Source organism: Streptomyces sp. NPDC020958 (assembly GCF_055562175.1).
This window is the reverse complement of sequence record NZ_JBVHFU010000003.1, coordinates 514,123-535,833: the sequence shown is the minus strand read 5'-3', so window position 1 is coordinate 535,833 and position 21,711 is coordinate 514,123. Positions and strand designations below refer to the sequence as shown.

The 21,711-nt window shown below is 75.0% G+C and carries 18 protein-coding genes and 1 pseudogene; 11 read left to right on the top strand and 8 right to left on the bottom strand.

Translation table 11 applies throughout. The features are described from left to right. Positions 1–17: 17 nt before the first annotated feature. The 4 genes from ACZ3KP_RS12645 (at position 18) to ACZ3KP_RS12630 (ending at position 3,822) form a co-directional block, all read left to right on the top strand. On the top strand, positions 18–965 hold the full coding sequence (locus tag ACZ3KP_RS12645) for an ABC transporter ATP-binding protein (protein WP_467498832.1): 948 nt from the start codon (positions 18–20) through the stop codon (positions 963–965). After that, entirely contained in the window at positions 962–1,801 is an 840-nt protein-coding gene (locus ACZ3KP_RS12640; protein WP_358976530.1) for an ABC transporter permease, read from the top strand. Before ACZ3KP_RS12645 ends, ACZ3KP_RS12640 begins: the two co-directional genes overlap by 4 nt. 90 nt (positions 1,802–1,891) lie before the next feature. Next, positions 1,892–3,157, top strand: a complete 1,266-nt coding sequence (locus ACZ3KP_RS12635; RefSeq protein WP_467499252.1) for a sensor histidine kinase — start codon at positions 1,892–1,894, stop codon at positions 3,155–3,157. Next, a complete protein-coding gene (locus ACZ3KP_RS12630; protein ID WP_467498830.1) occupies positions 3,154–3,822 on the top strand; it encodes a response regulator in 669 nt (222 codons plus the stop codon). Before ACZ3KP_RS12635 ends, ACZ3KP_RS12630 begins: the two co-directional genes overlap by 4 nt. A gap of 35 nt (positions 3,823–3,857) precedes the next feature. Here ACZ3KP_RS12630 and ACZ3KP_RS12625 read toward each other — a convergent pair whose 3' ends face one another. Together ACZ3KP_RS12625 and ACZ3KP_RS12620 are read right to left on the bottom strand one after the other, a co-directional pair. Continuing rightward, positions 3,858–4,607: a polysaccharide deacetylase family protein gene (locus ACZ3KP_RS12625; protein ID WP_467498828.1), complete on the bottom strand. Its 750-nt coding sequence runs from the start codon at positions 4,605–4,607 to the stop codon at positions 3,858–3,860. After that, positions 4,604–6,049 carry an MGDG synthase family glycosyltransferase gene (locus ACZ3KP_RS12620; RefSeq protein WP_467498826.1) on the bottom strand — a complete coding sequence of 482 codons (1,446 nt, stop codon included), beginning with the start codon at positions 6,047–6,049 and terminating at the stop codon, positions 4,604–4,606. Before ACZ3KP_RS12620 ends, ACZ3KP_RS12625 begins: the two co-directional genes overlap by 4 nt. A 250-nt stretch (positions 6,050–6,299) precedes the next feature. On the opposite strand from ACZ3KP_RS12620, the gene ACZ3KP_RS12615 reads away from it, so the two are divergent. Continuing rightward, the gene (locus ACZ3KP_RS12615) at positions 6,300–6,980 is read left to right on the top strand and encodes a phosphatase PAP2 family protein (protein ID WP_467498824.1); all 681 of its coding nucleotides are present in this window, start codon (positions 6,300–6,302) and stop codon (positions 6,978–6,980) included. A 22-nt stretch (positions 6,981–7,002) separates the two neighbouring features. Here ACZ3KP_RS12615 and ACZ3KP_RS12610 read toward each other — a convergent pair whose 3' ends face one another. From ACZ3KP_RS12610 to ACZ3KP_RS12595, 4 genes are all read right to left on the bottom strand, one after another. Continuing rightward, positions 7,003–8,487 (bottom strand): hypothetical protein, encoded by a 1,485-nt coding sequence (locus ACZ3KP_RS12610; protein ID WP_467498822.1) that lies wholly within the window; start codon positions 8,485–8,487, stop codon positions 7,003–7,005. A gap of 162 nt (positions 8,488–8,649) precedes the next feature. Further along, positions 8,650–9,684, bottom strand: a complete 1,035-nt coding sequence (locus tag ACZ3KP_RS12605) for a M56 family metallopeptidase (protein WP_467498820.1) — start codon at positions 9,682–9,684, stop codon at positions 8,650–8,652. A gap of 4 nt (positions 9,685–9,688) precedes the next feature. Then, entirely contained in the window at positions 9,689–10,117 is a 429-nt protein-coding gene (locus ACZ3KP_RS12600; RefSeq protein WP_467498818.1) for a BlaI/MecI/CopY family transcriptional regulator, read from the bottom strand. Positions 10,118–10,221: 104 nt separating this feature from the next. Continuing rightward, entirely contained in the window at positions 10,222–11,967 is a 1,746-nt protein-coding gene (locus ACZ3KP_RS12595) for a hypothetical protein (RefSeq protein ID WP_467498816.1), read from the bottom strand. 219 nt (positions 11,968–12,186) lie between these two features. On the opposite strand from ACZ3KP_RS12595, the gene ACZ3KP_RS12590 reads away from it, so the two are divergent. The 4 genes and pseudogenes from ACZ3KP_RS12590 to ACZ3KP_RS12575 all read left to right on the top strand — a co-directional run. Further along, positions 12,187–12,849 (top strand): response regulator transcription factor, encoded by a 663-nt coding sequence (locus tag ACZ3KP_RS12590; RefSeq protein ID WP_467498814.1) that lies wholly within the window; start codon positions 12,187–12,189, stop codon positions 12,847–12,849. Next, positions 12,846–14,222 carry a sensor histidine kinase gene (locus tag ACZ3KP_RS12585; RefSeq protein ID WP_467498812.1) on the top strand — a complete coding sequence of 459 codons (1,377 nt, stop codon included), beginning with the start codon at positions 12,846–12,848 and terminating at the stop codon, positions 14,220–14,222. Before ACZ3KP_RS12590 ends, ACZ3KP_RS12585 begins: the two co-directional genes overlap by 4 nt. A 154-nt stretch (positions 14,223–14,376) precedes the next feature. Continuing rightward, the gene (locus tag ACZ3KP_RS12580; protein WP_132889969.1) at positions 14,377–14,583 is read left to right on the top strand and encodes a cold-shock protein; all 207 of its coding nucleotides are present in this window, start codon (positions 14,377–14,379) and stop codon (positions 14,581–14,583) included. 76 nt (positions 14,584–14,659) lie between these two features. Further along, positions 14,660–14,797: pseudogene (locus tag ACZ3KP_RS12575) on the top strand (GTP-binding protein); the annotation flags it as partial. On the opposite strand, the gene ACZ3KP_RS12570 reads toward ACZ3KP_RS12575, so the two are convergent. Both ACZ3KP_RS12570 and ACZ3KP_RS12565 read right to left on the bottom strand, forming a co-directional pair. Further along, a complete protein-coding gene (locus ACZ3KP_RS12570; protein WP_467499281.1) occupies positions 14,743–14,910 on the bottom strand; it encodes a hypothetical protein in 168 nt (55 codons plus the stop codon). The pseudogene ACZ3KP_RS12575 and the gene ACZ3KP_RS12570 sit on opposite strands and share 55 nt — an antisense overlap. Before the next feature lie 343 nt (positions 14,911–15,253). After that, positions 15,254–16,798 carry an FAD-dependent oxidoreductase gene (locus tag ACZ3KP_RS12565; RefSeq protein ID WP_467498809.1) on the bottom strand — a complete coding sequence of 515 codons (1,545 nt, stop codon included), beginning with the start codon at positions 16,796–16,798 and terminating at the stop codon, positions 15,254–15,256. Between the two features lie 230 nt (positions 16,799–17,028). Between ACZ3KP_RS12565 and ACZ3KP_RS12560 the strand changes: the two genes are divergently transcribed. Both ACZ3KP_RS12560 and ACZ3KP_RS12555 read left to right on the top strand, forming a co-directional pair. Next, positions 17,029–19,176 (top strand): SpoIIE family protein phosphatase, encoded by a 2,148-nt coding sequence (locus ACZ3KP_RS12560; RefSeq protein WP_467498807.1) that lies wholly within the window; start codon positions 17,029–17,031, stop codon positions 19,174–19,176. A 234-nt stretch (positions 19,177–19,410) separates the two neighbouring features. After that, positions 19,411–21,690 carry a catalase gene (locus ACZ3KP_RS12555; protein ID WP_467498805.1) on the top strand — a complete coding sequence of 760 codons (2,280 nt, stop codon included), beginning with the start codon at positions 19,411–19,413 and terminating at the stop codon, positions 21,688–21,690. Positions 21,691–21,711: the final 21 nt, after the last annotated feature.

Genomic DNA, 21,711 nt, shown 5'->3' with positions numbered 1-21,711 from the left:
CGAGTGAAGGAGCTCCGATGATCGACGCGCGGCAACTGACCAAGAGGTACGGCGACAAGACGGCCGTGGACGGCCTGGAGTTCGTCGTGAAGCCGGGTACCGTGACCGGCTTCCTGGGGCCCAACGGGGCGGGGAAGTCCACGACGATGCGGATGGTCGTCGGCCTGGACGCCCCGACCAGCGGCTCCGTCACGGTGAACGGCAGGCACTACGCGCAGCACCGGGCGCCCCTCCAGGAGGTCGGCGCCCTGCTGGAGGCCAAGTCGATCCACCCGGGCCGCTCGGCCCGCAACCACCTCAGGGCGCTGGCGCTGACGCACGGCATCCCGCGCCGCCGGGTCGACGAGGTCATCGAACTCGCCGGGCTGGGCAGCGTGGCCGCCAAGCGGGCCGGCGCCTTCTCCCTCGGCATGGGCCAGCGGCTCGGCATCGCGGCGGCCCTGCTGGGCGACCCGCAGACGGTGATGCTCGACGAACCCGTCAACGGCCTGGACCCCGAGGGCGTCCTGTGGATCCGCAACCTGCTGACGTCGCTCGCCGAGGAGGGGCGTACGGTCTTCGTCTCGTCGCACCTGATGAGCGAGATGGCGCTGGTCGCGGACCACCTGATCGTCGTCGGGCGAGGACGGCTGCTGGCCGACACGACCGTGCGGGACCTGGTGCGACGGGCCGGCGGCGACACCGTGCACGTGGCCACGCAGGATCCGGCGCGGCTGCGGGAGGCCCTGGCGGGCCCCGGCGTCGACGTCACCGGGCGCATCGGCTCCGAGGAGCTGGAGGTGACCGGGCTGAGCGCGCGGGAGATCGGCCTGAAGGCCGCCGAGCACGGCATCGCGCTGTTCGAACTGAGCACCCGCGAGGTCTCCCTGGAACAGGCCTTCATGGACCTGACCAAAGACGCCGTGGAGTACCACGGGTCCACGACCGCCGGCGAGACCGCCGAGTCCCTCGGGAGGACGGCATGACCACCACGCTCACCGCCACCACCGACACTCCCCCCGCCGTCGCGCGCCCCGCCTACCGGGTGACCGGCAGGCGCGTGCTGGCCTCGGAATGGGCCAAGCTCTGGTCGCTGCGGTCCACCTGGATCACCCTCGGGGTGGGCCTGCTGTTCCTCGTCGCGTTCGGGCTGATCGCGTCGAGCCGGTACAAGTCGGGGATCGGCTCCGCCCACATGGACCCGGACTTCGCCCGCTCGACCGCCGTGAGCCTGTCGTTGTTCGGTACGAACTTCGCGCAGCTCGCCCTCGGCGTCCTCGGCGTGCTGGTCACGGCGGGCGAGTACTCGACCGGCATGATCCGCTCCACGCTGGCCGCGGTGCCGCGCCGGCTGCCGGTGCTCTGGTCCAAGGCGGCCGTGTTCGGCCTGGTCGCGCTGGCCGTCGGCACGCTCGGCGTGTGCGTCGCCTTCTTCTTCGGCAGCCGTATCGTCTCCGGTACGCCCGCGGCCATGGGCTTCTCCCATGCCGGTGTCGTACGGAGCCTGCTGGGCGCCGGTCTCTACCTGGGGCTTGTCGCCGTGATCGGCACCGCTCTCGGCGCGCTGCTGCGGTCGGTGGCCGGTGGCATCTCGGTCCTGGTCGCCACGCTGATGCTGGTCCCCGGCCTGGTCTCGCTGCTGCCCAGCTCCTGGCGGGACGACATCAGCCGCTACCTGCCCAGCAACGCGGGCGAGTCGATGTTCGCCCTGACCCACGACTCCACGAGCCTGTCGCCCGGGGCCGGTCTGCTGGTCTTCGCGGGCTGGACGGTGCTGGCGCTGGCCGGGGCGGCCTACCGGCTGCTGCGCACCGACGTATGACACCCGCATGATGGGCAGGTGACCCCCGTGACCTCCGTGACCTCCCAGGTCACCGCGCCCGCCACCGCGACCGCCGACGACCTCGGCGGGATGGGGCCGCTGGTCGCCCGGTTCTCCCGGGCGGGCCAGCGGCTGCGGCATGCCGACCGGGCCCGTCCGTGGGTGCTGGACACCGCGGTGGTGACGCTGGTCTTCCTGCTGTTCTGCCTGCCGGACCTGCTGCGGGCCGGCGGCGGCCCCGACGGCGACGAGCCGCACCACCTGCGGCTGGCGTTCACCCAGCTGCCGGTCACGGCGATGCTCGCCCTGCAGGCCGGCCTGGTGCTGCCCCTGCTGTGGCGCCGGCGCAGGCCCGCGGCGGCCTTCGGCACCGTGGCCGCCGTCTTCGTGCTCCAGTGGTCGCTCGACGTCCTGCTGCGTGCGGACGTCGCGCTGGTCATAGCCCTGTACAGCCTCGTCCTGCACGGGCGGCTGCGGCAGCTGCCCTGGGCCTGCGGGGTCATGACGGGCGTGATGGCGCTGGTCGCGGCGCGGGTGTCGGCGGTGGTGCCGTTCTGGGACGCGCTGTTCTTCCTGCTGAGCACCGCGACCGCGGCGCTCGCGCTCGGCCTCGTGGTCCGCATCCGGCGAGCCCAGCTCGCGGCGCTGCGGGACCGGGCCACCCGTCTGGAGGTGGAGCGCGACCAGCGCAGCAGGCTGGCCGCCGCGGCCGAGCGCGCCCGGGTGGCCCGCGAGATGCACGACATCGTGGGCCACAACCTGGCCGTCATCATCACCCTCGCCGACGCCGGCGCCTACGCCACGGGCCACGCTCCGGACCGGGGCCGGGAGGCGCTGCGGCTGATCGGCGACACGGGCCGGCAGGCGCTCGGCGAGCTGCGACGTGTGCTCGGGGTGCTGCGGGAGGCGTCGGACGGCGCGCGGGGCGAACCCGAGCTCAGCCCGCAGCCTGGCCTGGCCGACCTCGACGCGCTGTGCGAGGGGGTGCGCGCCGCGGGGCTGGAGGTCCTCTACCGGACCGCGGGCGACGTCGACGCCCTGGACAGCGGCGTGCAGCTGACGATCTACCGCATCGTCCAGGAAGCCCTGACGAACACCCTGAAGCACGCCGGGGCCGACACCCGCGTGAACCTCGCGATCGTCGTGGACGAGTCGCGGCTGACCATCACGGTGCAGGACACCGGCCCTCCCGGGGCCGGCCGCCGTACCGGCCCGGTGAACGAGGAAGGACACGGTCTGGTGGGCATGCGCGAACGGGCGGCTCTGTACGGCGGGAGCCTCACGGCGGGCCCCGCCGACGCGGGATGGACGGTCGAGGCCGTCCTCGACCTCACCCCGCAGGGCGGTGGCCGGTGACGACCGTACTCATCGTGGACGACCAGCCGCTCCAGCGTTACGCCTTCCACCTGCTCCTCGACTCGGTCGCCGAGACGGACGTCGTGGGCGAGGCCGCGCACGGTACGGAAGCGGTCCGCATGGCGGCCGAGCTCCGTCCCGACGTCGTGCTCATGGACGTCCGGATGCCCGGCATGGACGGCATCGAGGCGACCCGCCGGATCACCGCCGCGGGCGACCGCTCCCGGGTCCTCGTGCTGACCACCTTCGACCTCGACGAGTACGTGCACGCGGCCCTGCGCGCGGGAGCCAGCGGTTTCCTCCTGAAGGACGCGCGCCCCGAGGAGCTCATCGCCGGCATCCGGGCCGTCGCCACCGGTGACGCGGTGATCGCGCCCTCCCTCACCCGCCGCCTCCTGCACGAGTTCTCCCGCCTCGTGCCGCCCCCGGCGGGCGATGCCGGTGAGAACCCGAGGCTGGGCGCCCTGACCGAACGCGAACGCGAGATTCTCGTGGCCATCGGCAAGGGCTGGAACAACAGCGAGATCGCCGCCCGCTTCGTGGTGTCGGAGTCCACGGTGAAGACCCATGTCGGCCGGGTCCTGGCGAAGATCGGCGCCCGCGACCGCGTCCAGGCCGTGATCTTCGCCTACGACCACGGCCTGGCCCGCCCGCACGCGGAGTGAGCCGTCGGAGCGAGCCGTCGGCGCTCCGACGGGGCCTACCGGGGCAGGCCGGGAACGCCGTGCTCGCGCAGCGGGCCCACCTGCCAGCCGCGGTCCCCGCAGGTGTCGAGGATGCGCGGCAGGGCGGCGAGGGTGGTGCGCCAGGAGCCGGTGGCGGAGGTGCAGTCGGAGTCGTGCAGCAGGACGGTGCCGCCGCCGCGCAGGTCGCGCAGGACGGTGTCCCGCACGGACCGGGGGGTGGCCCGGCCGCGCCAGTCCTCGCCCCAGCAGGTCCACAGCACGGGGGTGAGGCCGAGCCGCCGGCAGGCCAGGTGGGCGGCGGTGGTCAGCACGCCGTACGGCGGCCGGAAGAGCGTGGGTGGTTTGCCGGTGACGTCGGCCACGGCGTCCCGGGCGCGGGCGAGGTCGTCGTAGGTGGCGCGGGGGCCGCGCAGCAGCAGGGGGCGGTGGTGCCAGCCGTGGACGGCGATCTCGTGTCCGGCGGCGGCCATGTCCTTCGCCGGTCCGGGCGAGCGGGACAGCATCGAACCGAGCAGGAAGAAGGTGGCGCGCACCCGACGTGCTTCGAGGAGGGTGAGGAAGTGCGGGGTGGACAGGTGGTCCGGGCCGTCGTCGAAGGTGAGGGCGACGTGGTCGGGGCGGCCCTGCCCGGCCAGGCGGGGCATGACCCGGTTGCGCAGCGGGCCGAAGGTGGAGATCACGGGTGCGGCGTGCAGGGCGGCGAGGGCGGGCAGTGCCGCCGCCGAGGCGAGCGCGGTGCCGCGGGCGAGACGTGAGGGGGTCATCGTCCGGCTCCGTCCAGGTAGTGGGCCACGGCGGTGAAGCGGGCCGGGGTCTCGGTGAAGGCGTGGGCGAGCGGGGTGGCGACGCCCAGACAGAGCGTGGCGGCCACGGCGGCGGCCGTCAGGGCGCCGCGCCGGCGGCCTCGCGGGTGCTTCGGCGCGGGCCGGGCCGGTGGGGCGGGCGGGCTGGTCCGGGGGCCGGATCCCGGGCCCTTCTGGCGGATCCCCGTGACAGAAGGAGCGGCGTTCGGTGCGTGCGTGCCGGGCGTCGCGACGCCGCGGAGATCCGTCGGAAGGACCCTGGCGGCGATGGCGGGTACCGGTCCCGGGGCGGAGCGGTGCAGGGCGAGCCCGGACGCGCGCTGGGTCCGGCCGCGCGGTCCGGCCAGGAGTTCGGCCAGTACGGGTCCGAGGTCGGCCGGGTCGCGGATCCAGGGCGCCAGGCCCGCCTCCTCCAGGGCGGCGGCGTTGGTGTGGCCGTGACCGGGTATGCAGCGGTAGCTGAGCACCGGCAGCCCGGCGGCGAAGGCCTCCAGGGAGGTCAGTCCGCCGGCGTTCTGCACCAGCACGTCGCAGGCGTGCATCAGGCCGGGCATGTCGTCCACCCAGCCGAAGGCGTGCTCGACGCCGTCCCGGCGCAACTGTTCCGCGAGGCTCTGGTTGCGTCCGCAGACCACCACCGGGACCGCCGCTCCGGTCCGGCGTATCTCGGCGGCGGTGCGGCGCACGGCGCCGACTCCCCAGGAGCCGGCCACCAGCAGGGCCAGGGGCGTGTGCGCGGGCAGGGCGAACCGCAGCCGGGCGGCGGCTCGCCGGCCGGGGGCGGGCGGGGTGAAGCGCGGATCGGTGACCGGGCCCGCGACGGTGACGGCCGCCGCGCCCCGGGCGTGCGCCTGGGCGGCCGGTACCGGGTGGACGGCCAGATGGGCGTCGATGCCCGGGGCCACCCACAGGGCGTGCACGGAGAAGTCGGTCAGGTAGGTGAGGGCCGGAACGGTCAGCAGGCCGCGTCGGCGCAGCGCACCGAGGACCTGGCCGGCCCCGGGGTAGGTGGACACGACGGCGCGGGTGTCCGGCGCGAGGGCCCGCAGGGTGCGCGGCTCGGCGGCGCGGAACAACGCCCGCCACACGGCGCCGGGGCGGGCCGCCCGGTCGGTGGCCGCGTACAGGCGCTGGTAGCTCGCGGGAGCCCAGGTCAGCATGTAGTGGTAGGCGCCGCACAGCAGCCGGCCCGCACCGGCGGGCAGCAGGTCGAGGAAGTCGTACCGGTCCACCTGGAAACCCTGCGCGGCCAGCCGTGCCGCCAGTCCCGCCGCGGCGCCGTCGTGCCCCGCGCCGACACTCGCGGAGATGATCGCGATCCGGCCGCCGTCCGTCGTCCCCTGCGGCGGCGCGAGGGACGGCGGCGGTGCCGGATCCGGCACCGGATCGTCACAGTGGAGCACGGTCGATCAGCCTCCTGACGGACTTAGGGCTGGGGACTGCGGGGCATGGACCGCGACCGCGGTGGCACCGCGAGGTGAAGCTACTACATGATGTAGAACTTAGGGAACGCTCATCCGGGCGGGCGCCGGAACGGGCCGCCGCGCACCGGCCGCCCAACCCCTACAAGATGTAGTAGATTTACCGGGCGATCATCTCGACATCACCGCGACCACACCGGGATGTCACCGGCAGACGGAAGGACGTCCCGCTATGACCGCGGCCGCCACCGCACACCTGGCCCTCGACGGATCCGGCATCGACGGCTCGTGGTTCACCTCGGTCACCGACCTGGCCCGGGACACCAAGTGGCTCAACACCCCGATGGAGGTGTGGACCAACCTCGGTCTGGGAGTCTTCGCGGTCCTCATGGTCCTGGGCTGGTGGCGGGCCCGGCGCCGGGACGCGCGCGCGATGACCCTCGCGCTGGCCGCGCCGGTCGCCGTACTGACCGCCTTCGCCGCCGCCGAGGTCGTGAAGAAGATCGTGGCCGAGGTACGGCCCTGCCGCTCGTTGCCCCACGCCTACTTCGTGGACAGCTGCCCGGCGCCGAGCGACTACGCCTTCCCCAGCGGACACGCCACGGTCGCCGCCGCGAGCGTGGCCGCGCTGTTCCTGCTGGACCGCCGGCTGACCGTCGTCGCCGCCGGGTTCGCCGTCCTGGAGGGCTTCAGCCGGGTCTACGTCGGGGCCCACTACCCGCACGACGTCCTCGGCTCCGCCGTCCTCGCCCTCCCCGTCGCCTTCCTCGTCAGCCTGGCGCTCGGCCGCTGGGCCGCTCCGCTGATCGGCTCCCTGAGCCAGGGGGCGCTGCGCCCGCTGCTGACGGCCGGCCCCGCCGTCGTGCCGGGGACCGCCCCGCAGGCCGCTCCGGCGGCCGGCGACCCCCGCTGAACCGAGCGCCCCGCAGGCCGCTTCAGCGGGCGAGGTAGGCGTACACCCGGCCGTCCAGGTGGACCCGTCGCCAGTCCCGGCCGTACCGCGGTGGTCCCCCGTCCTCGGTGGTGAGGAAGGCGACCGGCATCCGGCCCGCGATCCGTACGAGGGCGGCCGGCGTGGTGTTCTCGTTGTTGCCGCCGGTGTCGGCGGAGGCGCACCCGGCGTAGAAGGCGACCGGTATCGAGGGGGTCGTCGGGTCGTTCCCGGTGAGCACACAGGGCGCGCGCACACCGTGGTCGTGCAGGGCCGCGGCCACCCGTGCCCAGCGCTGGTGGCCGGCGGTCGTACGGTCCACCAGGCGCTCCAGCACCACCGCCTGGACGGCCAGGTGCCCGGCGACGCCGACGGCCACCGCGGTGACGGCGAGCGTGCGCCAGTGGCCGCGCGGCGCCGACACCAGGAAGAGCAGCGCGCCGGCGACCGGCAGGGACAGCAGGGCGTAGGCGGGCAGCAGGAAGCGCGGGGCCGCGTAGCCGATCAGGAAGAGATAGGGGAACGCGCCCGTGGCCGCGCAGGCGCAGAGCAGCGCGGTGGGGGTGGCGCGGCGCGCCCGGACGGCCACCACCAGGCCGAGCACGGCGAGGACCGGCAGCACGAACCACCACAGGGTCACGGCCATGCTGGGCGCCGCCCCCGTGCACGGGCGGCACAGCGTACGACCGCTCAGGCTGCGTACCTGGTCGACGACGGCGTTGTGCCAGCCGAGGCCGCCCTGGACGTCGGAACCCGCGGAGAGCCGCCGGACGAGGCCGCCGTAGCTGACGTACGCCTCGATCACCCATTCCGCGGCGCCCGCCGCCAGTCCGCCGAGGAGCGCGAGGAGCGCCCGGCCGTGCCTCCACCGGGGTACCGCCACCAGCGCCGCCAGCAGCGGCAGGCACACCCACACGGCGTCCGTCGGGCGCATCAGCGCCATCAGGGCGGCGCTCGCGGCGAGCCCCAGGAGCGGCCCCGGGCGGCTCCGGTCCGCCTGCGTCCGCAGGAAGCACCCCACCGCGGCGAGCGCGGCGAGCGCGACCCAGAGGTTGGGCATGGCCTGCGGGCCGTAGAACAGCGTCACCCAGAGCGACGCGAACAGCCCGCCGCCCAGCACCAGCACGCGGACCGGCAGCAGGCCGCGCCAGGCGCGCAGGGCCAGGAACAGACCGAGGCCGGTCAGGACCGCGAGGTACACCCGCAGCAGGGGCGTCGACGACGACCAGGAGGCGACCGGCGCCACCAGCAGGGAGACACCCCGGGATCGGGGAGCGCTGAAGAAGGCGGCCGGGGCGTGCCCGCTGACCTGGCTGACATAGACGGACTCGTCCCAGCCGAGTCCCATCCCCGGGCGTACGAGGACGAGCTGGGCGATGGTGTACCCGGCCGCCACCGCGGCGAGCCAGGGCGCGTCCCGCCGGTACCACGGCGCGGCGTCGGACGGCCGGACGGCACGGGAGGCCGCCGCGTACGAGGTCCCTGGCATCGTCCCACCTTCCCCGACTACGAGGCGTAGATCCCCGGTCACCCTACCGGGTGGCGCACCGACGGCGCCTCGGAGCCTCCGGCCATGCTCGGTCGGCGGGCGCCCGTCCGCACGGCGGCGCGCAGGAGGGCGCGGCAGGAGGCAGCGGCGAGCGGGGGCGGCTCACAGGTGCCGCTGGGCGCGCTCCAGGTGGTCGCGGTCCACGCGGCAGCCGTCCGGGCCGTGCTCGTCGTCGTGAGCGTGGCCGGCCGGCGCGGCGGTGGCGGCGGTGCCGGCGGGGGCGTGCGCCGAGCACAGTGCCCACTGGGCGCTGTCCAGCATCCGGTCGCTGTCGGAGGCGGCGTTGGCCAGGCTCCCGCAGCAGACCGCCAGCAGCAGCCCGCCCGCGAGCAGGGGCAGGCTCCGGCGGGCGGGCGGCGGGGCCATGAGGGCCCGGACCCGCTGGGGCACCGCCCCGCCGGTCAGGGCCAGCGCGACGGGACGGGCCGCGCCCGCCGACGCCAGGGCGGCGCGGCCCACCGCGTGGGCGACCACCTCACGGCTCCCGACCCGCTCGGCGGCCTCCTCGTCGGCCCAGCGCTCCAGGACGAAGTCGCCCGCCACGGCCACCGGCCTCAGCAGGGGGGTGAGGGCGGCCGTGAGCCGCCACACGCTCTGGAAGACGTGGTGACGGCCGCGCAGATGCGCCCGCTCGTGGGCGAGCAGGGCCTCGCGGTGGTCGTCGTCGAGACAGCGGAGCATGCCCCGGGAGACCACGATCCGTCCCGGCGAGCCGGGCAGCGCGAAGGCCAGGGGGACGTCGTCGTCGAGCACGGCCAGTTCGGTCGCGCCGGGCAGCAGGGCGCACTCGCGCCGGGACCGGACCAGCCGCCGGCCCTGCCGGACGGCGGCGACGCCCAGTGCGACGACGCCCGCCGCCAGCACCAGCGTGCTGACGGCCGCCACGACCAGGTAGACGGGGTCCTCGGCGCGCAGCGCGGCAACGGACCAGCGGCCCTCCGCGGCGATCTGGGGAATCTGCGCCACCCCGGTGAACGCCAGCAGGGCGAGCGAACCCGCCCAGCCGACCGCCGTCACCAGTGCGGCGCAGGCCAGCGCCCAGGCCGCCGGGCGCGGCGGCAGCCGGCGGGCCACGGGAGGGGCGAGCACCGCGAGCGCGGCGGTGACGAGGAGCGGGACGTAGACGTTGACCAGCACCGGCTCACCGCTTCCCGTGCGGGCTCTTGCTCTCGGCGGGCGCCTCGGAGGGCCCGGACAGCAGCTGGTGCAGCAGATGCTCGTCGTGCTCGGACAGTTCCGAGACGAAACGGGCCAGCACCGCCTCGCGGTCGGAGCCGCCCGCGAGCAGCGAGTGCATGCGCTGGGCGGTGTGCGACGCCTCGTCGCGGGCCGGTTCGTAGGCGTAACCGCGGCCCTCGCGGTGCCGGACGAGCATGCCCTTGTCGTACAGCCGGGACAGGATGGTCAGGACGGTCGTGTAGGCGAGGTCACCCGGTAGCCGGTCCTGGACCTGGCGCGCGGTCTGCGGACCGTCGGCCGCCCAGAGCGCCGCGAGCACATCGCTCTCCAGTTCGCCCCGCGCCCGCCTGCCGGACGCCTCTCGGGCTTCCTCGTCCCCACGGCCCGTCACCCCACCGTCCGCCTTCCCTCGCCGTCGTTGCGGCAAGGCTACCCGGCCACCTCCTACTTGTCGTAGGACGAGCCCTCGCGGAAGCCCCTCGGGCGGCCCGGTGGTCACGAGGGCGACGCGGTGGGCAGCCGGGCCGTCGTGATCGTCATCGGGGTGCCGGTGACGGCGATGAGGTAGGTCCGGGCGTGCAGGACGCGGAAACCGCCCGGCGGGGTGACGACGTACTCGGCGGTGGCGTGCGGGCCGAGGGTGGCGGGGCCCGCGGTGACCTTCCACCAGTCGGAGGCGCCCTGACCGGTGCGGCTGGCGAAGTGCGGGGAGAGCCGGGCACCCGTCCTGTTGACCGCGCGGACCTCGACGGCGGTGACGCCCACGCGCGCGTGCCGGGTGGCGAGACGCGCGGCGAGGGTCATCCGCAGGGGCGGGGGGCTGGCGGCGGCGACCGCCACGCACAGCAGGGCCGGAGTGAGCAGCGCCGCGGCCAGTGCGGCCCGTGCGCGGCGGCCGGTGACCCGGGGCAGGGCGGGCTGCCAGGCGGTGGCGAACGCGGCGGGCGGGGCCGTGGCGGCGGCCGCCAGCCACAGCGGGGTCATCAGCAGGAAGTAGCCGTCCTGGGAGCGGGTGGCCAGGTAGAACGCGAGCCACGGCAGGACGGTGAGGGCGGGGCCGAGCCGGCGGACGAACAGCACGGTCGCGGCGAGCAGGCCGAGCAGGAGCAGCATGCTGCCGTAGGAGTAGTAGTCGAGGCGGCTGCTGCCGGCGGTGAAGTAGTAGGAGATGCCCATCACGCCCTGGCCGTGCAGGATCGCCTTCTGCTGGAGCGGCAGCAGGATGCCGTGCAGCCAGCCGGAGAAGTCCTGGACGGCGAAGTACGCGTTGACGGTGGCCCAGGCGAGGGCGGCGGTGCCCGCGTAGCGGAGGGTGACCGCCAGCGCCCCGCGGCGGCCGAGTTCGCCGCGCCGGACGGCGTAGAGGCCGATCAGGAGGAACGGCGCCAGGAACCAGGCGAGCTGCTGCGCGGCGCAGGCGGCGCCCAGGCAGACCGCCCGCAGGAGGCCGCGGGTGCCGAGCCGGCCGCCCGAGCCGGTGTCCGGCCAGCGGACCACCGCGGGCACGAGCAGGGCGAGGGCCGTGATCGCCGGATAGCCGTAGTAGGCGTACTGGGGCAGCAGGCCGAAGCCGAGGCAGACGGCGGTGGCCGCGGACCGCCACACGGCCGGGAGCAGGAACCACAGCAGGACCGAGGAGGCGAGCAGCAGGGCCGTGGTGACCAGGGTGGCGGCCGCCGTCGAGTGGACGACGGCGTGCACGGGGGCGGCGAGCAGGGCGGTGAGCGGCGGGTAGCCGTAGGTGTAGTCGGCGCCGCCCGACATGGTCTTGGTGATCCCTACTTGCGGGGTGCCGAAGAGCCACGGCCAGGGCTGACCGTAGACGGGGTGACCGCGCAGGATCTCGCTCGCGGCCTGGGCGGTCAGCACGCCCTCGTCGCTGCCCGCGTGGTCGAGCAGGTAGCCGCAGGTCACCAGGGCGACGGCGGTGGCGAGGACGACGGCGTCCACCCGGATCAGCGAGCGCCGGTCGCGCACCGTCAGGCACAGGACGCCGCAGACGAGGATCGAGGCGTAGCAGACGGAGATGGCCGCGGCCACGGGCGGGGCGGACGTCATCGCGGTGGTCCAGGCGGCCCGCGTCCCGATGAACAGGCTGATCGTCGCCAGCAGCGTCATCCCGCGGTGCAGCTGCCGGGGCCCGGCACCGGTGCCGCCGGGAGCCGGGAGCGGCGTCGCCCGGTCCGTCACCCTTCGCAGCCGTGCCCTGGTGCCGGCGCCGGCACCGTAGGCGTCGGCCATGACGCCCACCTCCCTCGCCTCGATACGACCAAACGGCAACTACATCATGTAGAGGTAGGCATACGGTGAGAGCGCGACAGGAACGCACCCGGTCGGCGTCTAGAGTTGCGTGTCGCGTCTACACACCTGTAGTCCTGCCGGCGTTTCCGTGCCGATGTCCACCCGGACGGCCCCGTCCCGGCCGAGGTACGAAGATCCGACGGAGGAAGACGGAGGAAGATGCGTCACAAGATCCTGGTCGTCGAGGACGATCACGCGTTGCGGGACGTCCTGCGCCGCGGCCTGGCCGACGAGGGGTTCGAGCCCGTGCCCGCCCCCGACGGCGCCACCGCCCTGCGGCTGGCCGCCGACGGCATCGGCGCGGTCGTCCTGGACGTCGGACTGCCGGACGCCGACGGGCGGGACGTGTGCCAGGCGCTGCGCGGCAACGGCTTCGACGCCCCGGTCATCTTCTTGACCGCGCGCCACCACCTGACCGACCGGCTGTCCGGGTTCTCCGCCGGGGGCGACGACTACCTGCCCAAGCCGTTCCACCTCGCCGAACTGGTGGCCCGGCTGCGGGTCGCGCTCCGCCGCTCCGGGCCGCCCGCCGTGGCGGCGACCGGCGACCTGGTCCTGGACGCGACCCGGCACGGCGTGCGGATCGGCGGCGTGGAGACCGGGCTCTCCCCGACGGAGTTCCGCCTGCTGGCCGCTCTGGTGGCGGCGGGCGGCGGCACCGTGAGCCGCCGGGACCTGGTCGGGGCCGCCTGGCCGGCCGGCGCCCACGTCAGCGACAACACCCTGGACCAGTACCTGAGCCGGCTGCGCCGCAAGCTGCGCGAGGCGGGCAGTCACCTGGTCCTGCGCACGGCCCGCGGGGTCGGCCACCGGCTGTCATGACGCACTTCCCGCGCCGCCCTGCCCCGCGTACCCTGCGCGGCCGGCTCTCGCTCGTGGCCCTCACCACCGCCGCGCTGCTGATGGCCGTGCTGACCGTGGTGTTCAACGTCGTGGTGGAACGGCACCTGCGGCACCAGGCGGACGACGAACTGCACACCCGGGCGGCCGCCGTCGCCACGACCGTCGACACCGGCGGCCGCCGGGTGCGGGTGCTGGAGACCGCGGGCGACGGCCTCCTCGACGCCAACGCGTGGATCTACTCCGGAGCACGGCTGCTGGAGAAGCCGCCGACGGCCCCGGCCGACGGCGCGCTGACCCGGGCCGCCGACCGGCTCGCCGCGGGCGGCCGCGCACGATGCACGACGGTCCGGGCCGAGGGCTCCCGGCACGTCCGCATGTGCTCCCGGCCCCTGTCCGGCCACGCCGGTGCGGCCGTGGTCGTCACGGCCCTGGACCTCGCCCCGTACCGCAACTCGGCCAGGACCCTGCTGCTGGGTTCCCTGGTCCTGGACGCCGTCATGCTCGCCTGCACCTACGCGCTGACCCGGCTCGCAGTCGGACGGGCGCTGCGCCCGGTGCGCACCATGACCGACCAGGCCACCGAGTGGAGCGCCGTGGGCTCCGACGAGCGTTTCGGCGGCACCGGCCAGCCGGCCGAGCTCGCCCGGCTGGGCGCCTCCCTGGACGGCCTGCTGGACCGGATCCGGACCGTGCTGCGGCACGAGCGGCAGCTGACCGGGGAACTGTCCCACGAGCTGCGCACCCCGCTCACCCGGATCGTCGTCGAACTCGACTGGTGGCGGGCCCGGCCGCGCACCGACGCGGAGACCCGCGCCACCCACGACGTGATCGCGGAGGCCGCCCGGTCCATGCGCGCCATCTGCGACACGCTGCTGAGCGAGGCCCGCGACGGCGCGCCGGACACCGCCACCGCCCCCGGTGCCACCGCGGTCCTGCCGGTCCTGTCCCGGCTGGCCGAAGGCCTCGGGTTCCGGACCGGGGTCGAGGTCGTCGTCGAGGCGGCGGATCCGGAGCTGACGGCCGGGGTCGCGCCCGCGCTCCTCGAACGCATCGTCAGCCCGTTGCTGGCCAACGCGGGCCGCTACGCCGGGTCCACGGTGACCGTGGGCGTGCGGCGCACGCCCGGCGGCGTGCGGATCAGCGTCGCCGACGACGGGCCGGGCGTGCCGGAGGAGTTCGTCGGTGAGCTCTTCCAGCCGGGCCGCCGCGCCGACCCCCACGACGGGCACGACGGCGCCGGCCTCGGGCTGCCGCTGGCGCGGCGGCTGGCGCGCGCCGCCGGGGGCGAGGTGTCCCACGACCCCGGGCCCGGTCCGGGCGCACGCTTCCTAGCCGACCTGCCCGCCGGCTGAGCGCGCGGAGCGCGGCCGTGCCCCTGCCGGCACGGCGCCGGTTCACCCGGTCGGGTCGTGATCGGGCGCGGGGTGAATGCCGGGCGCGGCGCCGGGGGAGCATCCTCGCGGTCCACGACGATCGGTTCGCGGCGGCAAGGTGAAGGAAAAGGCGATGGCCCAGGGCACAGTGAAGTGGTTCAACGCGGAGAAGGGATACGGGTTCATCACTCCGCAGGACGGCAGCGCCGACCTGTTCGTGCACTACTCGGAGGTCCAGGGGACCGGCTTCCGGACCCTGGAGGAAGGGCAGCACGTGGAGTACGAACTCGGCCAGGGCACCAAGGGCCCGCAGGCCGTGGGGGTCCGGACGGTCGGCTGAACCGTCACCGGCCGCCGCCGGGGCCGGGTCGCCGTCGGCTGCTGGGCTCCTCTCCCGCACCGCGGCTTCCACCTGCATGCCGGGCCACGAGAGGTTCGTGGCGACGATGCTGGCCGGGGTCGGCCCGGTGCCCGCCGTGCTGTTCGTGGTGGCCGCCGATCAGGGCCGGCAGCCGCAGTCCGAGGAGCACCTGGCGATCCTCGACGCCCTCGGGGCCGGGTGGCCGGACGCGCCCGCCACGTCCGGCTGCGGACCGGACAGCAGGTTCCGGTGGCCGGGATCCGGCCGTGCCCCGCGGGTCGCGTCGGCGGCGCCGCTGTCGGTCATGACTCGGCCTCCTCCGCGTGTCGTCCCGCTCGTCGCACTCCCCCGGGAGCCGCTCGTACGAGTCCCACGCGACGGCGCCGCCACGCGCCGACCGGCGACGGGAGCCGCCGCTCGTCGGACACCACCACGCCCTGCTCGCCTTCTGCCGCCGAACCCCTTGCCCGATGTGCTTTCGAGCCTGGCACGGGTGCCCTCGCGCCGCGCGCCCGAAACGGCCTGCCGGGTTTCGCCCGGCGCCGTGCAGCTCGCCGAGACCACCGCTGACCGGTTACGGGCCTGCGCGGGGACCGGGTGGTCCGTGCACCGAGGAGCCGGCCGCGCTGATGGCGGGCGCCCACGACGGTCAGCGTGACGTGATCTCGCGCGGTTCCAGTGGCCGGACCGCCGGGCCCTGGAGGATGCGGCCGTCGGGGTCGAAGCGGGAACCGTGGCAGGGGCACTCCCAGGCCCGCTCCGCGCGGTTGAAGGCGACGAGACAGCCGAGGTGGGTGCAGCGGGCCGAGACGGCGTGCAACTGGCCGCTGTCGTCCCGGTGGACGGCGCACTGGTGGCCGTCCACCCGCAGGACCGCGCCGTCCCCGGGAGCGAGGTCCTCGGGCGCGGGTGAGGTCACCGACGGCAGCCGGTCGCCGACGAAGTGCTTGGCCACGTGCGCCTGGTTCTTGAGGAAGGTCCCGCCCTCGCGGACCACGGAGGCCAGCCGGCGGGGGTCGTACAGACCGGCCCACTCGGGCTCCCGGCCCTCCACGAGGTCGGCGATCAGCCGGCCGGCCATGATGCCGCCGCTCAGGCCCCAGCCGCCGAAGCCGGTGGCCACATAGGTGTGCCGGCTGCCGGGATGGAGGCGCCCGACCAAGGGGACGGAGTCGGTGGAGTCGTTGTCCTGGGTGGCCCAGCGGTGGGTCGGGGTCAGGCCCGGGAAGCGGCTCTGGGCCCAGGCGGTCAGGCGGGCGAAGCGTTCCTCGACGTCCGCGGCGCCGGGGGCGCCGGGCGTGAAGTGCTCCCCGGTGACGACCAGCAGACGGGTGCCGTCGGCGTGGGGGGCGCTGCGCACGGAGCGGGTGTTCTGCTCGGTCGTGATGTACATGTCGCGGGGCGCCCGGTCCGCGTCGATCGGGCCGGCGACGACCAGCTCGCGGCGCGGGGAGAGCCGGGTGAAGAGCAGGGCACGGTCGAAGATCGGGTAGTGGGTGGCGACCACCACCTCGCGCGCCTGCACCGACACTCCGGTGTCGGTCTCCAGGACGCAGGGTTCGCCTTCGGTGAGACCGGTGACGCGGGTGCCCTCGTAGACGGTGCCGCCGTGCCGTTTCAGGTCGTCGGTGAGGGCACGCAGGTACTTCACGGGATGGAACTGCGCCTGGCCGGTCACCCGGACCGCCCCGGCCACCGGGTAGGGCAGCTCGGTCCCGGTGACGAACTCGGCCGGCAGGCCCGCCTCACGTGCCGCCTCGGCCTCCGCGCGCAGGGCCTCGACGTGCTCGGGGGCCTCGGCGTAGGTATGGGCCGCCGCTTCCTCCCAGTCGCAGTCGATCCCGAGGTCGGCGACGACCTCGGCGGCCCGGCGGAGCGCGGCCGACTGCGAGTCGGCGTACAGCCGGGCGCCCTCGCGGCCGCGGGTGCGGCGCAGGTGGTCGTAGACGAGCGTGTGCAGCACCGTCAGCTTGGCGGTGGTGTGACCGGTGACGCCGGCGGCGATCTGGTCGGCCTCCAGTACGGCCACCTCCCGGCCCCGGCGGGCCAGCTCCCAGGCGGTGCTGAGGCCCGCGATCCCGCCGCCGACCACGGCCACGTCGACGGAGACGTCCCCTGCGGGCGGTGGGGCGGGGGCGCCGCCCGGCGCGGTTTCCAGCCAGTACGATCCCCGGATCTCTCGCTCGGCGTTCATGGCAGCCGAGTTCCCGCCACGCCGGAACGACACCCGCCCCCTGCCCACCGCACCGGGACGCGCCTCCGCACGGGTGGGAGAGACACGGCCCCGGGCGGCAGGCGCTGCCCCGAACGGGTGGACGGGGGGCTTGAGGGAACCCGGTGGTTGAGCGGTACGCGGTACGAAGGGGACGGACGGCGGACAGGGGGCCCTGCCCGCGGGGCTGCCGTACCCCCCTGGGAGGCGGTGTGAGCCGAGACGCGGCGCGGTACGACACCGCGACCGAGACGCTGGACGCCGCCCTGCTGGAAGTGGTCCGGCAGAGCGGGGCCTCCAGAGGGCTGCTCTACGTCCTGCCGTACGGCGGTGACGCGCTGTGGCTGATGACGCTGACGGGCGCACCGCGCGAGATGGCCGTGCCCTGGACCCGGGTCGGTCTCGCCGACCGGGTGGCGGTGGCCGACGCGGTCCGTGAGGGCCGGCTGGTGTGGGTCGGTGACCTGGAGGAGATGGCGCGCCGCTACCCCCGCACGGCGCTCGTGCTCCCCTACGACTTCGCGCTGGCCGCCGCGCCGCTCGTCGACCGCGGCGCGCCGGTGGGCGGTCTGGTGCTGCTGTGGCCGGGTGGCCACGCGCCGCGGCTCAGTGCCGGCGAGCGCGCCGCCGTGGACGCCGGCTGCCGCCGGCTCGGCGGGCTGCTGGCGTGGGCGCACCAGAAGCGGGAGCGTCCGCCCTCGCGGCCGCGCATCCTGCCGCATCCCTCGCATCCGCGGGCGCTGCCCGCCGAGGCGGGCGAACTGGCCGCGTTCATCGACCGGCTGCCCGGCGGGGCCTGCGCCCTGGACGTGACCGGCCGGTTCACGTTCGTCACGCCGGAGGCGGCCCGGCTGCTCGGGGCGGACGTGGCCGAACTGATCGGCGCCCCGCCCTGGGAGGCGCTGCCGTGGATGGACGTGCCCGACGTGGAGGACCGCTACCGCCACGCCGTGATGAGCGGGCGGCCCATATCCTTCAGCGCCACGCGGCCGCCCGGCGCCCTGCTCGTCTTCGACCTCTATCCGGACCCCTCGGGCATCAGCGTGCGGATCCTGAGCGCCGACCCCGGCGGTGATCCGCTCCCCGCGCCGTCCGGGACGCCGGCCGCCCCCGTCGACACCGCAGCGGGCCCCGGCCGGGCGAGTCTGCTCTACCACCTCATGCACCTGGCCGGCACCCTCACCGAGGCCGTCGGTGTCCAGGACGTGGTGAACCAGGCCGCCGACCAGCTGATGCCCGCGCTAGGCGCCACGGCGATGGCCCTGATGGCGCCCCGTGACGGCCGGCTCAGCATGCTCGGCCACCGCGGCTACGACCCCGGCCTGATGGCCTGCTTCGACGACCTGCCGCTCAGCGAGGACGCCCCCGCCGTACGCGTCCTCGACACCGGCAGCGCCCAGTTCTTCAGGAGCTTCGAGGAGCTCCAGGAGCGCTACCCGCACGCCGAACACCTGGACGACAAGGTCTCCTGGGCGTTCCTGCCGCTCATCGCCTCCGGCCGAGCCGTCGGCTCCCTGGTCCTCGCCTACGACCGGCCCCAGCACTTCCCGCCCTCCGAGCGGGCCGCGCTCACCGCGCTCGTCGGACTGGTGGGCCAGGCCCTCGAACGAGGCCGCCTCTACGACACCCAGTACACCGTCGCCCACCGGCTCCAGGCCGCCCTGCTGCCCCGGCGCCTGCCGTCCGTGCCGGGGCTGGACGCGGTGGCCCGCTACCGTCCGGCCGGACACGGCCTGGAGGTGGGCGGCGACTTCTACGACCTGATCCGTCTCGACGAGCACCGCGCCGCCGCCGTGATCGGCGACGTCCAGGGCCACGACATCGACGCGGCGGCGCTGATGGGCCAGGTCCGCGTCGCCGTGCACGGCCACGCGACGGCCGGGGCCGCTCCCGGCGAGGTGCTGGCCGCGACCAACCGGCTGCTCGGCGACCTCGACTCCGACCGGTTCGCCAGCTGCCTGTACCTGCACCTGGACCTCGCCCGCCGGCGGGTCTGCCTGGCCAGCGCGGGGCACCCGCCCGCCGTGCTCCGGCATCCGGACGGCCGCGCCGAGGTGCTGCGGGTCCCCGCCGGGCTTCTCCTCGGCATCGAACGGGAGGCCGGCTACCCGGCCGCCGAACACCGGCTTCCGGCCGGCTGCGTCCTCGTCCTGTACACGGACGGGCTGATCGAGCGCCCCGGCCTCGATCCGGACGCCGCGGTCGAGGCTCTCGCCCGGCTCGTCGCCCGCACGGACCCCGCCGACCTGGACCGCATGGCCGACCGGCTGCTCGGCCACGCCTCCGACCCGGCCGACGACGTGGCGCTGCTCCTCCTGCGTCCGGACGCGGCGGCACCGGACGGCGGCGGCACCGGCTGAGCCGCCCGCGCCCGGATCGGTCGCCGGATGTGCGAGTCGACCTCCCCGGGCCGGGTACGCGGTCGAGACCATGAGCGCCGACGGCGCGGGAGGCGCTGTACAGGCTTCGCGTCCGGCGTCTCATCCCCGGTCCGCGGCGCCCCCCGGCGGGTGCGACGGCCGGGTGGACGACGGTTTCACGGCATGACCCGGGTCGCGCCACGGTGCGCGTCCCCAGGCGAAGGGCTGGTACCCATGGGCGAGAGCAATCCCCTCAAGCGAGCGGCCGAGAAGGTCTCCGACGCGCTGCGCGGCGACCACACGGGCCCCGTCGGCGACGTCCCCGGCAAGCCGGGGCCCGAGTCTCCCCCGGTCGCGGAACCGACGGAGGCACGTGGTCCGCTGCCGCCGAAGCCGGACCAGAGCGGCCCGGACACCTACTCTCCGACCGGGCAGCCCACCGGGGCCGACCGGGACCGGATGGCGCAGGCGGGCCGCTGTCTCACGGACGCCCAGGGACACCGCCGCCCCGACACCGACCACTCGCTGAAGGCGGGCCCGCGCGGCCCGGTCCTGCTGCAGGACCACCATCTGCGCGAGAAGATCATGCACTTCGACCACGAGCGGATCCCGGAGCGGGTGGTGCACGCCCGGGGCGCGGGCGCGCACGGCGTGTTCCAGAGCTACGGGACGGCGGCGTCGGTGACGAGGGCGGCGTTCCTCGCCAAGGACGTCGAGACACCGGTCTTCGTACGGTTCTCCACCGTGCTCGGGTCCCGGGGATCGGCCGACACGGTACGGGACACCCGCGGCTTCGCCACCAAGTTCTACACCAGCGAGGGCGTCTTCGACCTGGTCGGCAACAACATGCCGGTCTTCTTCATCCAGGACGCCATCAAGTTCCCGGACGTGGTGCACGCCGCGAAACCGCACCCGGACCGGGAGATCCCGCAGGCGCAGAGCGCGCACGACACCTTCTGGGACTTCGTCACCCTGCACACCGAGGCCACCCACCACACGCTGTGGAACATGTCCGACCGGGGCATCCCGCGGTCGTACCGCACCATGGAGGGCTTCGGCGTCCACACCTTCCGCCTGGTCGACGCCGAGGGCGCGACCACGCTGGTGAAGTTCCACTGGAAGCCGAAGCTCGGCGTGCACTCCCTGGTGTGGGAGGAGGCGCAGCTCATCAATGGCGTCGACCCGGACTTCCACCGCCGGGACCTCGCCGACGCCATCGAGGCGGGCGCCTACCCCCAGTGGGAGTTCGGCATCCAGACCTTCCCCGACACCGAGGACCAGACCTTCGAGGGCATCGACCTCCTCGACCCGACCAACCTGGTCCCCGAGGAGCTCGCGCCGGTGCAGCCGATCGGGCTGCTGACCCTCAACCGCAACCCGTCGAACTTCTTCGCGGAGACCGAGCAGGTCGCCTTCCACGTCGGCCATCTGGTGCCCGGCATCGACGTCACCGACGACCCGCTGCTCGCCGGCCGCCTCTTCTCCTACCTCGACACCCAGATCACCCGTCTCGGCGGCCCGAACTTCGGCCAGTTGCCGATCAACCGCACGCACGCGCCCGTCAACGACATGCTGCGCGACGGCATGCACCAGACGGCCGTGCACCGGGGCGTCGCCCCCTACCGGCCCAACTCCCTGGACGGCGGCTGCCCGTTCGCGCCGGGCGCCGACCTCGGCGGGTACGTCGAGACGCCCGTGCCGGTGCCGGCGGCGCACAAGGTGCGGGAGGCGCCCGAGTCGTTCGCGGACCACTTCAGCCAGCCGCGGCGGTTCTGGCTCAGCATGAGCCCGGTGGAACGCGAGCACATCATCGGCGCCTACACCTTCGAACTCGGCAAGTGCTACGAACCGGCCGTCCGGGAACGCGGGCTGCACGTGCTCGCCAACATCGACCCGGAACTGTGCGCACAGGTCGCGGCCGGCCTGGGGCTGCCCGCGCCGGAACCGACCGTGCCGCTCGCCGACGTGGCACCCAGCCCCGCGCTGTCGCAGGTCGGCCGGACCTGGCCCACCGAGGGCCGGATCGTCGGCATCGTCACCGGCCCGGACGGCGACCTCGACGGCGTACGCGCCGTGCGGGACGCCGTCACCGAGGCGGGCATGGTGCCGCTGGTGGTGGCCCCGACCGGAGGGTTCCTGGGGAACGGCGACGGCGAGCTGCCGGTGCACCGCACCTACGCCACCGCCCGGTCCGTGGAGTTCGACGCCGTCCTGGTCGCCGGCGCGCCGGGCCTGGGCGACGACGCGTACGGCGCCCGGGACGCCAAGGCGGGTACGGGCAACGGCGGTCGGCCCGGCCAGGATCCCAGGGTGGCGCTGCTGCTGAACGAGGTCTTCCGGCACGGCAAGGCGATCGGTGGCTGGAAGGGCGCCGAGGACGCCCTGGAAGGGGCGGGCGTGCCCGCCGACGCGCCGGGCGTGATCGTGGGTGACGGCGGCCCGGAGACCCTTCAGCAGGTCATCGCCCTCCTCGGCGAACACCGCGTCTGGGAACGCTTCCCCGCCCAGGTGTGACACCCCGTCGGCGGGCCCCGC

Coding starts and splice junctions, on each gene's coding strand:
- ACZ3KP_RS12645 (WP_467498832.1), top strand. CDS start 18: ATGATCGACGCGCGGCAACTGACCAAGAGGTACGGCGACAAGACGGCC.
- ACZ3KP_RS12640 (WP_358976530.1), top strand. CDS start 962: ATGACCACCACGCTCACCGCCACCACCGACACTCCCCCCGCCGTCGCG.
- ACZ3KP_RS12635 (WP_467499252.1), top strand. CDS start 1,892: ATGGGGCCGCTGGTCGCCCGGTTCTCCCGGGCGGGCCAGCGGCTGCGG.
- ACZ3KP_RS12625 (WP_467498828.1), bottom strand. CDS start 4,607: ATGACCCCCTCACGTCTCGCCCGCGGCACCGCGCTCGCCTCGGCGGCG.
- ACZ3KP_RS12615 (WP_467498824.1), top strand. CDS start 6,300: ATGACCGCGGCCGCCACCGCACACCTGGCCCTCGACGGATCCGGCATC.
- ACZ3KP_RS12610 (WP_467498822.1), bottom strand. CDS start 8,487: ATGCCAGGGACCTCGTACGCGGCGGCCTCCCGTGCCGTCCGGCCGTCC.
- ACZ3KP_RS12595 (WP_467498816.1), bottom strand. CDS start 11,967: ATGGCCGACGCCTACGGTGCCGGCGCCGGCACCAGGGCACGGCTGCGA.
- ACZ3KP_RS12590 (WP_467498814.1), top strand. CDS start 12,187: ATGCGTCACAAGATCCTGGTCGTCGAGGACGATCACGCGTTGCGGGAC.
- ACZ3KP_RS12585 (WP_467498812.1), top strand. CDS start 12,846: ATGACGCACTTCCCGCGCCGCCCTGCCCCGCGTACCCTGCGCGGCCGG.
- ACZ3KP_RS12580 (WP_132889969.1), top strand. CDS start 14,377: ATGGCCCAGGGCACAGTGAAGTGGTTCAACGCGGAGAAGGGATACGGG.
- ACZ3KP_RS12570 (WP_467499281.1), bottom strand. CDS start 14,910: ATGACCGACAGCGGCGCCGCCGACGCGACCCGCGGGGCACGGCCGGAT.
- ACZ3KP_RS12565 (WP_467498809.1), bottom strand. CDS start 16,798: ATGAACGCCGAGCGAGAGATCCGGGGATCGTACTGGCTGGAAACCGCG.
- ACZ3KP_RS12555 (WP_467498805.1), top strand. CDS start 19,411: ATGGGCGAGAGCAATCCCCTCAAGCGAGCGGCCGAGAAGGTCTCCGAC.